The sequence below is a fragment of the Bacteroidia bacterium genome (assembly GCA_040880525.1).
Classification (GTDB): Bacteria; Bacteroidota; Bacteroidia; order CAILMK01; family JBBDIG01; genus JBBDIG01.
Genome location: JBBDIG010000049.1, coordinates 1 through 15,172, shown reverse-complemented (window position 1 = coordinate 15,172; position 15,172 = coordinate 1). Strand labels below are relative to the sequence as shown.

The window sequence follows — 15,172 nt, the reverse complement described above, 5'->3', positions numbered from 1 at the left end:
AAACAGGAGAACCACATGTCACTCAGAAGAGAAAAGCAAAAATTAAATAGCAACTTTAAGTCTGTTACAATCAGCTTAGCTTCTCCGGAAACCATTCTCGAATGGTCGCACGGTGAAGTACTGAAGCCGGAAACCATTAACTACCGGACATTTAAGCCGGAAATGGGAGGCCTTTTCTGTGAAAGGATCTTCGGGCCGGTAAAAGACTACGAATGCCACTGCGGCAAATACAAAAGGATCCGCTACAAAGGGATCGTTTGTGATCGCTGCGGTGTAGAGGTTACTGAAAAGAGAGTGCGCAGAGAGCGCATGGGACACATTAATCTTGTGGTTCCCGTTGCCCACATCTGGTATTTTAAATCACTTCCTAATAAAATCGGTTACCTGCTCGGATTGCCTAGCAAGAAAATGGAACTGATCATTTATTACGAAAGATATGTAGTGATACAGCCGGGGATCAAAGAAGGTGATGGCATTTCCAAACTGGACTTCCTCACGGAAGAAGAGTATCTGGAGATTATGGATAGCCTACCAAAAGAAAACCATCTGCTGGATAACAACGATCCCAACAAGTTCATCGCTAAAATGGGAGGCGAAGCTTTGATAGAATTGCTTGCCCGCCTAGAACTCGATGAGCTTTCTTACCAACTCCGTTACCAGGCGGATAATGAAACCTCGCAGCAACGGAAGAATGAAGCACTGAAACGCCTGAAGGTTATTGAAAGCTTCAGGAGAGCCAATGCTAAATTTGAGAACCGTCCGGAATGGATGATCATCAAAGTGCTGCCTGTTATCCCACCTGAATTAAGACCTTTAGTGCCTTTGGATGGTGGCCGGTTCGCATCTTCTGACCTTAATGATCTTTACCGCAGGGTAATTATCAGGAATAACCGCCTGAAGCGACTGATGGAAATTAAAGCGCCTGAAGTAATCCTCAGAAATGAAAAAAGGATGTTGCAGGAAGCGGTGGATTCTCTTTTTGATAACTCACGCAGGATCAGCGCTGTAAAAACAGAAGGCAACCGCCCGCTGAAATCCCTCAGCGATATGCTGAAAGGAAAACAGGGGCGATTTCGCCAAAACCTGCTCGGTAAGCGGGTAGACTACTCTGGCCGCTCTGTAATCGTAGTGGGTCCAACGCTGAAGTTGCATGAGTGCGGCCTTCCCAAGGCAATGGCAGCAGAGCTTTTCAAACCTTTCGTTATCAGGAAACTGATTGAAAGAGGCGTTGTAAAAACCGTAAAATCTGCAAAGAAAATAGTAGATCGCAAAGACCCTGTAATCTGGGAGATCCTTGAGAATGTTCTGAAGGCTCATCCGGTTATGCTTAACCGGGCACCTACGCTGCACAGGCTGGGCATCCAGTCCTTCCAGCCAAAACTGGTGGAAGGAAAAGCTATTCAACTGCACCCGTTGGTATGTACAGGCTTCAACGCTGACTTTGACGGTGACCAGATGGCCATCCACGTTCCGTTGAGCAATGCCGCAGTTTTAGAAGCCCAACTCCTGATGCTGGCTTCACACAACATCCTGAACCCGGCTAACGGCAGCCCAATTGCCGTACCATCTCAGGACATGGTTCTGGGCCTTTATTACATTACAAAAGGAAAGAAGAACCTTCGGAATGATGCCGTAAAAGGCGAAGGCGGAGTTTACTACTCTTCTGAAGAGGTATTAATTGCTTACGATCAGCAGAAGGTTGACCTGCATGCTCACATAAAGGCAAGGGTAAAGTTAAAGGACAAGGATGGAAACCTTGAATACCAGCTTATTGAAACCACCGTTGGCCGAATTATATTCAATGAAATCGTACCGGATGAAGTTGGATATATCAATATTCTCCTAACCAAGAAAAACATGCGGGAGATTATAGGCAGAATCTATAAAGAAACAGGTCTTGCAAGAACAGCCCGTTTTCTTGATGATATAAAAGATCTTGGATTTCACTACGCATTCAAAGGGGGCTTGTCATTCAATCTTTCAGATGTTCCGATTCCAAAAGAAAAGGAAGAACTAATAGCAGAAGCTCAGCAAGAAGTAGATGAAATATGGGACAACTATTACAACGGTTTTATCACTAACAATGAAAGATATAATCAGGTAATTGACATCTGGACCCGCATCACGAACCGGGTAACAGAAAATCTCATGCGCCACTTGTCTGAAGATAAACAAGGCTTTAACCCGATATATATGATGCTCGATTCCGGTGCACGGGGTTCCAAAGAGCAAATCCGGCAGCTTGGCGGAATGCGGGGCCTCATGGCAAAACCGAGAAAGCACATTTCAGGCGGAGGTGGTGAAATCATTGAGAACCCAATCCTTTCCAACTTTAAGGAGGGACTTTCGGTACTGGAATATTTTATTTCTACACACGGTGCAAGAAAGGGTTTGGCTGACACTGCCTTGAAAACAGCAGATGCCGGTTATCTAACTCGGAGGCTGCATGATGTAGCTCAGGACGTGGTAGTAAGAGAAAAAGACTGTGGAACTTTACGAGGACTTAGTACCTCTGCTTTAAAGGATAATGAAGAAGTAGTTGAAACCCTTTATGAACGAATCCTGGGACGTACCGCACTTCATGACATTTTCGATCCCATAAGCGGGGATCTTATAGCTGTGGCCGGTAGCGAACTTACCGAAGAAATATCCACGGCAATTGAGGAAAGTCCGCTGGATAACATTGAAATCCGCTCGGTATTAACTTGCGAAACCCGTCATGGCGTTTGTGAAAAATGTTATGGTCGTAATCTTTCCACCGGATCAATGGTGAAAAAGGGAGAAGCAGTAGGAGTAATTGCAGCCCAATCCATTGGTGAACCAGGTACGCAGCTTACACTCCGTACTTTCCACGTTGGGGGTACGGCTTCAAAGATTGCCTCTGAGAGCCAGATCCTGGCGAAGTTTGACGGTATTGTGGAATTTGAAGGTGTGAGAACCACCGAGGTGCTGAACCTGACTGACGATAATAAAGCTAAAACTTCAACGGTAGTCCTTGGTCGTTCAGGAGAGGTGAGAATCGTTGATCCAAAAACAAAGAGCTACCTGAGCACCAACAATATTCCTTACGGATCTCAGCTTTTTGTAAAGACCGGCCAGAAGGTGAAGAAGGGTGACAGGATTTGTTCATGGGATCCATACAATGCCGTAATCCTTTCTGAATTTAAAGGAAAGATCAAATTTGAGAATATCATTGAAGGTGTCACCTTCCGGGAAGAATCAGACGAACAAACCGGTCACAAGGAGAAAGTTATAACTGAACTGCGAGATAAAACACGGATTCCTTCCATAAAAGTAGTGGATAACAAGGATGAAGTACTGAGAGAATATAATGTTCCGGTGGGTGCCCACATCATGGTGGACAACGGCAAGGATGTATTCTCCGGACAGATCCTGGTAAAAATTCCACGGGCAACTGCCAAAACACGGGACATTACCGGTGGTTTACCACGGGTAACCGAGTTGTTTGAAGCACGGAATCCATCCAACCCGGCTGTCATTTCTGAGATTGATGGTGTGGTATCTTTCGGTGGCATTAAACGGGGTAACCGTGAAATCATGATCGAAAGCAAGGATGGCGAACAGAAAAAGTATCTCGTGCCTCTTTCCCGTCACATCCTGGTGCAGGAAAATGACTTTATTAAAGCTGGAGAAGCACTTTCTGACGGGGCCATCACGCCTGCGGATATTCTCAGCATTAAAGGTCCTTTTGCAGTACAGCAGTATATTCTTAATGGAATTCAGGAAGTATACCGGCTTCAGGGTGTAGGCATCAATGACAAGCACATTGAGGTGATCGTCAGGCAAATGATGCAGAAAGTAGCCGTAGAGAATCCTGGTGACACAAGATTTCTTGAAGGAGATGCAGTGGACAAATTCAGCGTAATTGAAGAGAACAACTGGATCTATGATAAGAAAGTAGTGATTGAAGGCGGGGATTCAGCTAATCTGAAACCCGGACAGATCATTAACACCAGACAATTGCGGGAAGAGAATTCTTATCTGAAACGCAAAGACATGAAGCAGGTAGAGGCAAGAGATGCTGTGGCAGCTACCATCAGGCCACTGTTGCAGGGTATCACCAAATCAAGTCTTGGTACGCAGAGTTTCCTTTCCGCTGCTTCTTTCCAGGAAACTACTAAGGTGCTGAATGAAGCTGCCATAAGTGGTAAAACTGATTACCTCAAAGGACTGAAGGAAAATGTGATCGTGGGCCATAAGATTCCCGCAGGTACGGGTATGCGCCAATATGATAACATTATTGTTGGCTCCAGAGAAGAATATGAACAATTGATGTCAGTAAGAGCCGAAGAGGAAGAAGCTGAATAAATATTTTAAATCAAAGAAAAATCATGAGTAACAAGGAAGATAGCAAGCCGAAACAGCAGCCACAGCAGCAAAAAGGCAATCAACTGGACATTGAACTCAGTGAAGAGGTGTCAGAAGGAATTTATTCCAACCTGGCCATTATTACCCATTCCAACACTGAGTTTATCGTGGACTTTATCCGCGTGATGCCGGGCGTGCCAAGAGCTAAGGTGAAAAGCCGCATTCTGCTCACGCCAGTTCATGCCAAGCGACTGTTAAAAGCAATGTCTGATAACATCTCGAAGTATGAAAATTCACATGGAAAGATAGACGAAGACATGAGCTTTGAAGGCATTCCAATGAATTTTGGCGGTCCTACTTCCGAAGCATAAGGAGTTTTCTTCCACATCAAAATAAAGGCTGTCCCTCGAACGGGTGACAGCCTTTATATTTTTACCTAAATTTTAACGGCAGAGAACGCAAAGGTTTACCCAAAGGAGTTCAGTGCCCTTTGAGTCTTCGTGTCTATTTCCAAACAAAAGTCTTCGTGCCCCTTAGTGCCCTTTGAGCCTTCGTGTCTATTTCCAAATAAAAGCCTTAGTGCCTTTGAGCCTTCGTGTCTACTCCTGTTTTTCGTAGCCACATTTTAAAACCTCACCCGCATCTGCACTTTCACTTCTGAGCGATGAGGCGCATCTATTTGATTGAGTCCACTGCCAATTGTGGATTAATTATAAAGCCGCGTCCTTGCAAAACGGAGCCAAAAACTAATATACCGGTTCATTTGATATTTTGTGAGAATGTAATACCGAAGGCCCTCATGCTGGAAGAAGGGAATGGAAAAAGCATACAATACGTCATTCTCAAACGTATAGATACGCGCATTAAAATCCTCAATATCAAAAAAAGTATAGCGGGCCCGGAAAGTCCAGCGGCTGCGTGGAATCCGGTAACCCACATTTTGGTAGCACAGAAACCCGTTAGAGGGCGCTGCCTCCTCCTGATCAAAGCGACTCAATTCTATTCGGGAAGCGAAATTCCACCATTTACTCACGTCAATTTTGAAATGATACCGGAGGCTGCGTCTCCTTATATCCTGCAAGACGTTCAATGAATTTGATTCGGATGGGGTATTCTGCTGTTTCGTTTCATCACGGTAGCGCAGGTACATTTCATAATGCTTGCGCTTAGTGTAGCTAAGTTCCACCAGATAATCATTTCCGTGAGAAGGTGCGTCCACCCGGTAGCGCAGCCAGGGAAAACGATAATGGTCGGCATACGCTCTTAGCTGAACCTTTGGCAACAGCTTTATTTGCGTTGCAACGTAAACGCCCCGTTCGTTCATTACTCTGCCGCTTTCCTTCATTGAATTGCCATACAAAGCCTGGAAATTCTTTGGATAATGGCGATACGCTACTGCCCCATCCACATGATTGCTCAGGCTCAACAATACTCCCGAAAGAAACCCTGGTGTGAAATTCCCATCCACTCCAGCCTCTCCAAAAAAGTAAAAGTTGCGGTACAGCCAGCTATAATCAACCGAGAAATTGGAGAACTGCGTACCGGAAAAGTCGAACATATCATAAGGCTGACCGGAGGGTTGCAGCGGCAGATCGTAGCTGGTGCGGAGAGCGGTGGCACCAATGGCCGCACCGCTATTAGGCCGGTATATCAGGTTGCCGCCAAATACTGTTTCCTGCAGCGCGTCTTTATCGGCAAACTCGCCTGGCGTGCGGTGGTATCCTGAATAATTAAGGGATGCAAACTTTGATTCCTCTTCGTCCAGTGTATCCGTTGCATCGAGATTTCCATCTACCGCTTTATAGGAAAAGAATGCAGTTGCTTCCAGATTCTCGAAACTGCCGGTAGCGGCTGCTCCTCTCAGGAACTGGTTTTCGTTTGCTGATCGATAAGGAAGAAGGCCGCGCGCACTTCTGGCGATATTTACCACATCTGGCGATTTTCCGAATCCCAGCCCGGAGGCCATGATCAACCCCTGCCCCGCCTGGAACTGGTAGTCGCCTACCGCTATTTTATCCAGCCCCGCCACATCCTGGACAAAAAGATGCGCGGAGTAATAATCAAAGCCACTTTTTTGTGATCCCCGAAAGAATTCTTCACCGGCATCTTTTTCGGCTGTAATCCCGTAGCTCACCCGCGTACCCAGCGTATAGAGATATCGAAACCTGAGATAATCCGGACTTCCGAGATATTTGGGATCATCAGGATCATAACCTCTCTGTTGCTCCAAAATGCGTGTGTAGCGCGGCATCAACTCATGCCGGCCAATACGATAGAAATCCCGCAGCCGAAGAGCTTGCGGTTCGCCTTCTGATTTCAGGCTTACGAAATGACGTAAGTAATGCCAGGTTTCCCGATCTATGCCCCTCACCGCCTGCAACTCAAAAATATGCATGAACAGCCCGAATTGCTGACGATAGCTCAAAATGGAATTGATCTGGAGTTCCGTAAGGAAACGCAGACGTTGCAATTCCTCACGTTCCACCTCATTTAAATCGAGCGGGTTTTCTGCAAAATATTTCAGATCCAGTTCCAACTCCGCAAAATCAATATCTTCATCGGCATTCTCAAGATACTGCTCAATGATCTCACTGATTATTTCATCCTTCGTTTCCTGAGCTTTTAAATTTAAAGAGAAAACAACTGAGGTTAAAACTATAATCAACTTCAGAAACGAAGTTTTTAAAAAATAAATCTGTGAGAACGAATGCATCATAATTACTTCAATTCTCAATATTGTCGAAGTAATTCAGCGTGAGGTATGGAGTGAGGCCCAGTTGCTGGTGCAGCGAAAAAGAGAGATCCAGCCGCAGCTTATTCAGTGCGTAGTTCAGTCCGAAACTGGAATTTGCGGGCGAAGTGAGGATACCGGCATAAAGTTCCAGCTTTTGGGCAGGCTTGTAAGAAAAGGCAACCCGCCCCCGCGCAGGATAGCCCATTGATTTTTCAATTCCTGCCATCAGCCGCATGGTTTCTGAAAATTCATAGCGCCCTTCGCCATTAAATTTCATGGGTACCATCGGTACTTCTTCAGGGGTGGTTCCATATAATGCAGGATTGGAAATATGCGCAGCGATGATCAGCCGTTCTTCCACCTGATAAGCCAAGCCTGCTTCTGCGTAGATAGTTGATTCGCTTCCGTAGCCCTGCCAGTTGCTGGTCATCCAGTTGATCTGCAGCCCGGCCCGCACCTTTCCGAATTTCCTTGCGCCTGTTAATCCTACCCGGTATTGAGTGAAATATTGGTTGCCAAAGAATGTAGCATTGGCACCAATTACTGCAACTTCCTTTACCGGTATCGCTGCGGCCATTGCGCCACCGGTCAGCTCCGCCAGGCCATAGAGCCGGAAAGTGCTCAATCCTGCGGAAAAGCCTTCTGCCTCCGAAAGCATCGCCTGATTTTGCAAAGCTGCCCAGTGATCCTCACTGCCCAGGCTGCTCCCTGCAAGGCCTGCCGTGTAGGCATCCACGGGAGTAATCTGTGCCCTCAGCAAGGCAGGTAAGAGAAGAATCATAAAAAGGATGGCTCTGAACATGGAGCTAAAGTAAATATTTTTTATAATTTAAATTTTAACCCAAAAAATTGAGAGCCAAATAATTCACTCCTTTTTTTAGAAAATTAAAAAAACGCAACTATGAAATTAAGTACATGGATTTGCTGCCGATCCCTGCCCTTTATACTCTTTCCAGAATATTACCTTTGCTGCGTTAAAAACCTTTTTATCCATTGGCCACGAAACCAAGACCTGTAAGGAGAAAACGCGTATCCTATTTCACAACCGTGATCAGCATTACCCTTGTGCTGTTCATGCTGGGCCTTTTTGGCATCATCGTGATCTATGCAAACCAGTTGAAGAATTATTTGCGTGAAAACGTTGAATTCAGCGTATACTTTAAAGATGGGGTAAATGAACCCGATATGCTGCGGATCCGCAAGGAAATGGAGCGGGAACCTTTTGTAAAAACCACACGCTATGTAACGCGCGAAGAGGCCAACGACCTGATGCGGGAAAAGCTGGATGAAGATCCGGCAGAAATGGTAGGCTACGATTTTCTGCCTGCATCTATTGTGGTGAATTTTAATGCAGACTTCGCGACTTCTGACAGCCTCGAAGCCATCATTCAACAATTGGAAGCCAATCCGCTGGTGCGCGAAGTAAACTACCAGCGGCTGCTCATCTCCCGGCTGGATTCCATCTGGCGCAATGCGGCTCTGATCATTGGCGTTTTTTCACTCCTCTTTCTCATCATTGCGGTTACCATCATCAATAACACGATTCGGCTTACGCTTTTTTCCAAAAGATTTCTTATCAAAAGCATGCAGCTTGTGGGAGCTACGCCCGGCTTCATTCGCAGGCCCTTTATGGCAAAGGCAATCTTTCATGGATTGCTGGGAAGCATCATTGCCGTGGGGCTGCTCGTGCTGCTCATTTACGGCATCAGTGATTACATACCGGTAACTGAGTTTGTGCAGCGCTATGAGTACCTGCTCATACTTTTTGCTGCGATTGTTTTTCTTGGTTTGATTATCACATGGATTAGCAGTTATTTTGCGCTCAACAGATATTTGCGGCTCAAGCTTGACGAGTTGTATTAAAACACAAAGAATTTAAATGTCACAAAAGAAAGCAATTAAAAAGACAGTAAAGCCCATGGACAAGGTTCGACCCGGCCCTGGCCCGCAACAGTCTCCTGAACATCTCGGCTTTGCATTTGGCCGGCAGAACTACATTCTCCTGGCAATTGGTTTTATTATTATCATCATTGGATTCACCCTCATGGCCGGTACGGAAGACATCTACAGCTTTCGCAAAGTCACCCTCGCTCCTATTGTCGTCATTTTCGGCTTCTGTTTCGAGATCTATGCGATCCTGAAAAAGGTGGACGACTAAGGTCAATTAAACCCATCATAAATATATGTCGGTAATTCAAGCCCTGATCCTCGGAATAATCCAGGGATTGACGGAATTCCTGCCCGTCAGCAGCAGTGGCCACATCGAAATAGGCAAGGTACTTTTGGGCGTACAAACCACTGATAACCTTGCTTTTTCGGTTCTCGTACATTTCGCCACCGTACTTAGCACCATCGTGGTTTTCAGAAAAGACCTCTGGGGCCTGATCAAAGGATTTTTTGAATTTAAATGGAACGAGGAAACGCAGTTTATCGCTAAAATTGTCGTATCCATGATTCCCGTGGGAATTGTAGGGCTGCTTTTCAAAGACGAACTTGAAACCCTGTTTGAAGGAAAAATAATTTTTGTTGGGGCCATGCTGTTGTTCACTGCAGCCATCCTGTTTCTCTCCTCCCTCGTAAAGGTGCATGACAAAAAAGTAAATTTCCCCCGTGCATTGATTATTGGCCTGGCACAAACTATAGCCATCCTGCCGGGTATCTCTCGCTCCGGCTCAACCATTGGTGTGGCGCTGCTCCTGGGCGTGGATAAGCAACGCGCCACCCGTTTTTCATTTCTCATGGTGCTGCTGCCCATTCTTGGCGCCACGGCTCTTGAGGCCAAAGACCTCTTTGATGCACCCGATCCCGGCAGCATTGGTGCGGCCCCGCTTGTGGCCGGTTTTCTCGCAGCCTTCGTAGCGGGAATGGTAGCCTGCACCTGGATGATCACCATTGTACGCAGAGGCAAGATTTCCTGGTTCGGATATTATTGTGCTTTTGTCGGCATCATCGCTATCCTGGGCGGGTTGTTTTTATAGGCAACGAATCATTTGATTGAAGAAGTGAATTTTTATGATGCGCTTCATAAATGCTTATTGGGCTTATTCCGTTATTTTTCAATTCTGAAAAAACGAATTCTTGAACTTATTATCCGGTATTTAAAGGAACTATTCACTAAAAATCAGTTCTGTTTAATTAAACGCTGAGAGAGTATTTCACCATGGTCAGTGGTCACGGAAATAAGATAAATTCCTTTCCCGGAATGGGGTAATTGTAGCAGATATTCCTTTTTACCAACCGGTTGTAAAACATTTTTGAACACCGTAGCCATCAATTTTCCCTGGATGGAATAAATCCGGATCGTCACTCGCCTTTCCTCAGTGGAGGTGAGGGTAAGGTGCGTTTGCTCCGTAAATGGATTTGGGTTTACGAACAATTCCTGAAACGCGCCTTTCCGATTTTTGCATGATTCGAAGTAGGTACAGCTTTGATTGGTAGCAGTAGCATTTGTTTTCCCGGTAATAAACATTTCGGGTGAAAATAAGCTGCTATAATCCTGGCGTACCTTTTCAGCAGTTTCTTTGGGCAGGGCATTTAGCAATTCTTCATTTACCTCATACCAGAAAATTAAATCAGGATGATATCCATTTGAGTCAGGATGGAGAGGATCAGCGCCTGAACGGACTAGGATACCGAGGTAGCTGTTGAGCTTTCTGGAATAATAGCGATTCATCATGTCTTTATGCTCTTGCCAATTATCCTTTTCTTTTGAGAATGAAATAAAATCTTCTTTTAATTCTTTCTCAACCTCTTCGGGATCATAGGAAGAAAGTACAGTGTTGCCGGTATAGTCTGAAATAAATACTGGTGCAAGAGAAGGCAAATTAGCAGAATCAATAAATGAAAGTTCACTCAAAAATTTATTCTTTGAACTCAGAAAGTCATGTCGGCTACCACTGGGATAAAATGCAGAGATAAAAGGCCAGCTCTCATTGGCATAATAAATTTCTTTATTATAAACCTCAATTCCCAATAATGCAAGCGCTTTTGGCGCTAATTCAAGAAAGGGAATTCCACTAATATCAATACCATTTGGCTTTTCTAAAACCGAAGTGCTGGATTGTTTTGTTTTCATTGTGTCAGGAGTACCATCGTCAGCTATCTCTGACGATGCTTCTTGTCCGACTTCTTGTCCAGCATTTTTCTGATACACTACAGGTTTAGTAGGATTTGAGATTTTCAAAGAATCCTCCGCCACCTTATCCGCCAATTCTTCTTTGGTCATCTTCATTCCCTTTATGGGAAATCCTTGTGTTAATTCCGGCTTGTCTGTATCAGGCATTACTTTCTGTGGCACCTCTTCTACAGGGCGATTTTCCAGGGGCTTTTGTTCAAAAAAGCCTGAAAGAAATAACGTTGTTGTTAAAACTAAAATTAAGCTTGTCATAATCCAGAATTTTAAATTGTTAAAAAATGGTTGGGGCAATCTTTTCTTTTCTGAAGTCCTGTTATTAATTAATTCCTTCACTTCTTCCAGTGGCACCAGGGGCGCTTCTTCCTGCAATGCATGGAAATATCGTTTCAATATGTCAGCGTTTTCCTCTTTCATTTTTTCCGGCTTTTGGTTGCTGATTCTTTGTCGGTGAGTAGTTTTCGCAGCTTTTCTCTGCCTCGCGCCACCCTCGATTTTACCGCAGAAAGGCTGCTTTGCTGTATCTCTACAATTTCATTTAATGAAAATCCCATTAGTTCAAATAGCACCACTGCCTCTCTTTGCTCCGGGGGCAGTTCCTCCAGCGCCTGCCGTAAAATGGCTGCGTCAATACTGCCGGGAGCATTTTCTGCGCTATGTAATGTGTCATGTTCACTCTTGAGCAATTCCGTGGTTTGTTTATTTTTACGGTAATGTCGTTTAATGAGCCTGCTGGCTATACCAAACAGAAATCCTAAAAAAGCCTGCTGATTCCGGAGCTTGCCAAAATTGTCCGCTGCCGTCAATACTGTGTCGCTAATTATATCCTTTGCGTCATCCGAATTGTGCATCATCGCTTTCACAAAATGATTCAAGTTAGCATGTACCGGCTCATATAGCCGGAAAAAAGCTGCCGTTGCCTTTTCATTTTCATTAGTTTCAGATGCCACGCAGAATGTTAGATTTCCTTGATTCGGGAGTAAGTGCCACAAGGGTGGAGAAAAGTTGCAAGAAAGTAAAAATAATTCTTATCAATTGATGGACTTGACAGGAAAAAGTTTCTGAAACAAAAACAGAAATGATTTCCGTACAGAATTTAAGAAGCGGTATTTACTTCATGAAGATGAAGACTTCCGGGAAAGAATCTGTAAGGAAAGTGTTGCTCAATTTGGGAAGGATGGGGCTTTTTCCCCTATGCTTAAAAGCTTTATAGAAAAAACATTGGAAGCAGAGATGGAGATCACCTGAATGAGGCAGGTCACAGCCAGGGCAACAAGCGCAACGGCAGCAAGACCATCAGGAGTTCAGCCGGCTCGGTTGATATGGCGCCCCCCAGGACCGAAAAAGTTGCTTTGATTCGGAACTGGTAGAGAAACGGCAGACGGTTATATAGCCTTGGCCTGGGTTACCGGGATATTGTCGGTCATATCCGTGAAATGTACGGCACTGAAATATCTCAGGACTGATTCTGTCAGTAAATTGTGATTTCTGCGGTACAATAGAAACGGTTAAGTCTCTAAAGCTTTAGTTAACAATGTTATATAAAATCATGCGGGGGATATCTTGCCCTACATGATTTTTTCAATATTAAGAGAACTAAAAAATTATTATTTAAGTTTAATGATCTACAAATACGACTCAATATGAAAAAACTGCTACTTCTGTTGTTTTTCATTCTGCTAATGTCAAATGGTCAATCCCTGGCTAATGTTGAAGGAGCAGAAATAACCTATTCAAAGCTGGGCGGTGAAAAGTACCTTCTTACGCTGAGGGTATATTTATCTTGCCCACAAGGGCAGGATTCTTATTTGAATTTGAAGGCGAAAACAAGTTGTGATACTGCAATTTTTTCCCTCCCTTTGGTTTCGTCATCCGTCATATCACCAGTTTGCAAGAGTGCCTGCGTTTGCGGAAGCGCTTGCTATATTGGAACGATAGAAAGGGTATATCAAGATACAGTAGACCTTTCAGCGTTTGGCTGTTGTGATGTTATTTTCTCTTATTATAAGGTAGGTGGCAGGAATTTGAATTTTAACAATAAGCCTTTCTATATTGATGCTTTTTTGGATAAATGTGCCTTGGGCGGAAATAATTCGGTTCAGTTTAGTTTTATACATCCTTCATTGCTTTACCTGAACGAACAGGCACGGATAAACCTGGGAGGTTATGATGTGGATGGTGATACTGTCATTTATAAGCTTGCACCTTATTTAGAGGATGAAAATACTGCACACACTTCAGGACGCCCTTATAATGATCCTGTTCAAACCAGTTTAGCAGGTTTCGATCTTGACAGCATAACTGGCAGCATGATTTACAGACCTATTGGTGGTGTAAAGCATATTATAAAATTAGAAGCTACAGAGATTAGGAATGATACAGTGATTGGGAGGATTTCCAGGGAATTCACCATTTGGACGGATAACTTTGGCGCCAATAGCATACCTACCCTTTCAGGTATAAACAATACCCAGGATTATAAAATAGAAGTTTGCCTTGGTGATTCAATTGATTTCAGTATTTATTCTTCTGACGGTAACACCTTTTCGGACACCACATTTATTGAATGGAACGAGTATATACCCGGGGCGAATTATACTATTAATCCTGGCAGAAGGCAGTCAGCATCCTTCAAATGGATTCCTGATTCATCAGATGTGCGCGCTACGCCCTATATTGTTGTGGCGAGGGTAAAGGATAATCATTGCGATGTTTTGGGGATCAGGGATTATGCTTATAATATTGTGATTCATAATGACCCTCCCGCTAATGCGTCAATAACCGCATATAATGATTGCGGGATTATGAAATTCTCGGCCAATACTGATACTGCGAGATCGGAATTGTCATTCGAATGGTATGGAGAAGCCGGCTTTGCAGACTCCACAAGGACTCCTGAATTTATTTATCCCGGTGTTGGTAACTATAAGGCTTATTTAAAAATACATTCAGGGAATGGTTGTCTTTTGTTTTTTGATTCCACTACGATAAATTATAATACAACACAGCTTGAAATTCAGGTTTCATCAGACACCATGGTTTGCCCGGGAAATAGTGTCGGAATTTCTGCATTGGCCTCTGGAGGTAAAGCACCTTATTCATATTTATGGAGTACTGCTGATACTTTATCCTTTGTTAATTTACAAGCTATTAATGATGACACCATTTCGGTTTTAATTACTGATGATAGTAATTGCCAAATAACAGATTCGGTTATAGTCGGTGTTTTCAGCCTAAACCCGGTTTATGCAGGAAAAGATTTTGAAGCTTGTTTGAATGAAAGTTCGGTGACGTTGGTAGGACTGCCCACTGGTGGAAGTTGGAATGGAACAGGCGTGCATAGCGGCAATAAATTCAGTCCTGGAGTTGCAGATACGGGTTTTCATGAACTTATATATGAGTTTCCTGATGGTAACGGCTGTGAAGGTTCTGATACGGTTGTGGTTAAAGTTAAGCCGCTACCAGAGGTCGTTGCAGAAGCTAATTTTAATATTTGCGAAGACGCACCCATACATATTCTTTCAGCTACACCAACAGGTGGGACTTGGGCCGGTCCTGGCGTAAGCGGAAATAGATTTTTCCCGGCAAATGCGGGGACGGGAACGCATTATTTGACGTATAGCTATTTAGGCCAATGCCTGAATACAGATAGAGTAATAGTCAACGTTTGGCCATCACCTTCAGTGTTTGCTGGTAATGATACAGCAATTTGTCTCTATCCAGAGCTCCTAGTTCTTGAGGGTACGCCTGCCGGGGGGATTTGGTCCGGTCCTGCCGTGTCAGCCAATAAATTTGATCCTGTTGTTGCAGGCGAAGGAATATATGATTTAAGATATGAATTCACTGATACACTTGGATGTTTTGTGTCTGACTCTATTTCTGTGGAAGTAAATCCAATTCCATCCTTTAATTTTACGTTTGATGTAATTCCCCATATGAAGAAACTCCATTAATTTCTCAAGCTAACGGGATACACA

10 protein-coding genes are annotated in these 15,172 nt (G+C 44.1%); 6 read left to right on the top strand and 4 right to left on the bottom strand.

Going from position 1 to position 15,172, the window contains the following annotated elements:
* Positions 1–15 precede the first annotated feature (15 nt).
* Positions 16–4,329 (top strand): DNA-directed RNA polymerase subunit beta', encoded by a 4,314-nt coding sequence (gene rpoC, locus WD077_13625; GenBank protein ID MEX0968275.1) that lies wholly within the window; start codon positions 16–18, stop codon positions 4,327–4,329.
* 23 nt (positions 4,330–4,352) lie between these two features.
* Complete coding sequence (locus WD077_13620; protein MEX0968274.1) at positions 4,353–4,700, top strand: DUF3467 domain-containing protein; 348 nt, start codon at positions 4,353–4,355, stop codon at positions 4,698–4,700.
* A 335-nt stretch (positions 4,701–5,035) separates the two neighbouring features.
* Here the strand turns inward: WD077_13620 and WD077_13615 are convergent, their stop codons facing one another.
* Together WD077_13615 and WD077_13610 are read right to left on the bottom strand one after the other, a co-directional pair.
* Positions 5,036–6,994 (bottom strand): helix-hairpin-helix domain-containing protein, encoded by a 1,959-nt coding sequence (locus WD077_13615; protein ID MEX0968273.1) that lies wholly within the window; start codon positions 6,992–6,994, stop codon positions 5,036–5,038.
* A 58-nt stretch (positions 6,995–7,052) separates the two neighbouring features.
* Positions 7,053–7,844 (bottom strand): hypothetical protein, encoded by a 792-nt coding sequence (locus WD077_13610; GenBank protein MEX0968272.1) that lies wholly within the window; start codon positions 7,842–7,844, stop codon positions 7,053–7,055.
* A 212-nt stretch (positions 7,845–8,056) separates the two neighbouring features.
* Here WD077_13610 and WD077_13605 point away from each other — a divergent pair, with 212 nt between their 5' ends.
* From WD077_13605 to WD077_13595, 3 genes are read left to right on the top strand one after another with little or no spacing between them, the layout of a single operon-like run.
* The gene (locus WD077_13605) at positions 8,057–8,926 is read left to right on the top strand and encodes a permease-like cell division protein FtsX (protein ID MEX0968271.1); all 870 of its coding nucleotides are present in this window, start codon (positions 8,057–8,059) and stop codon (positions 8,924–8,926) included.
* A 16-nt stretch (positions 8,927–8,942) separates the two neighbouring features.
* Positions 8,943–9,221 (top strand): DUF3098 domain-containing protein, encoded by a 279-nt coding sequence (locus tag WD077_13600; protein MEX0968270.1) that lies wholly within the window; start codon positions 8,943–8,945, stop codon positions 9,219–9,221.
* Positions 9,222–9,246: 25 nt separating this feature from the next.
* Complete coding sequence (locus WD077_13595; protein MEX0968269.1) at positions 9,247–10,041, top strand: undecaprenyl-diphosphate phosphatase; 795 nt, start codon at positions 9,247–9,249, stop codon at positions 10,039–10,041.
* Positions 10,042–10,184: 143 nt separating this feature from the next.
* On the opposite strand, the gene WD077_13590 is transcribed toward WD077_13595, so the two are convergent.
* Complete coding sequence (locus WD077_13590) at positions 10,185–11,612, bottom strand: T9SS type A sorting domain-containing protein (GenBank protein ID MEX0968268.1); 1,428 nt, start codon at positions 11,610–11,612, stop codon at positions 10,185–10,187.
* The gene (locus tag WD077_13585) at positions 11,609–12,145 is read right to left on the bottom strand and encodes an RNA polymerase sigma factor (protein ID MEX0968267.1); all 537 of its coding nucleotides are present in this window, start codon (positions 12,143–12,145) and stop codon (positions 11,609–11,611) included. Before WD077_13585 ends, WD077_13590 begins: the two co-directional genes overlap by 4 nt.
* 693 nt (positions 12,146–12,838) lie before the next feature.
* Between WD077_13585 and WD077_13580 the strand changes: the two genes are divergently transcribed.
* Positions 12,839–15,148: a hypothetical protein gene (locus WD077_13580; GenBank protein MEX0968266.1), complete on the top strand. Its 2,310-nt coding sequence runs from the start codon at positions 12,839–12,841 to the stop codon at positions 15,146–15,148.
* The last annotated feature ends 24 nt before the right edge of the window (positions 15,149–15,172 follow it).

Bases quoted from the DNA above. Each gene is read 5' to 3' on its own strand.
- rpoC (MEX0968275.1), top strand. From the start codon at position 16: ATGTCACTCAGAAGAGAAAAGCAAAAATTAAATAGCAACTTTAAGTCT.
- WD077_13620 (MEX0968274.1), top strand. From the start codon at position 4,353: ATGAGTAACAAGGAAGATAGCAAGCCGAAACAGCAGCCACAGCAGCAA.
- WD077_13610 (MEX0968272.1), bottom strand. From the start codon at position 7,844: ATGATTCTTCTCTTACCTGCCTTGCTGAGGGCACAGATTACTCCCGTG.
- WD077_13600 (MEX0968270.1), top strand. From the start codon at position 8,943: ATGTCACAAAAGAAAGCAATTAAAAAGACAGTAAAGCCCATGGACAAG.
- WD077_13595 (MEX0968269.1), top strand. From the start codon at position 9,247: ATGTCGGTAATTCAAGCCCTGATCCTCGGAATAATCCAGGGATTGACG.
- WD077_13590 (MEX0968268.1), bottom strand. From the start codon at position 11,612: ATGAAAGAGGAAAACGCTGACATATTGAAACGATATTTCCATGCATTG.
- WD077_13580 (MEX0968266.1), top strand. From the start codon at position 12,839: ATGAAAAAACTGCTACTTCTGTTGTTTTTCATTCTGCTAATGTCAAAT.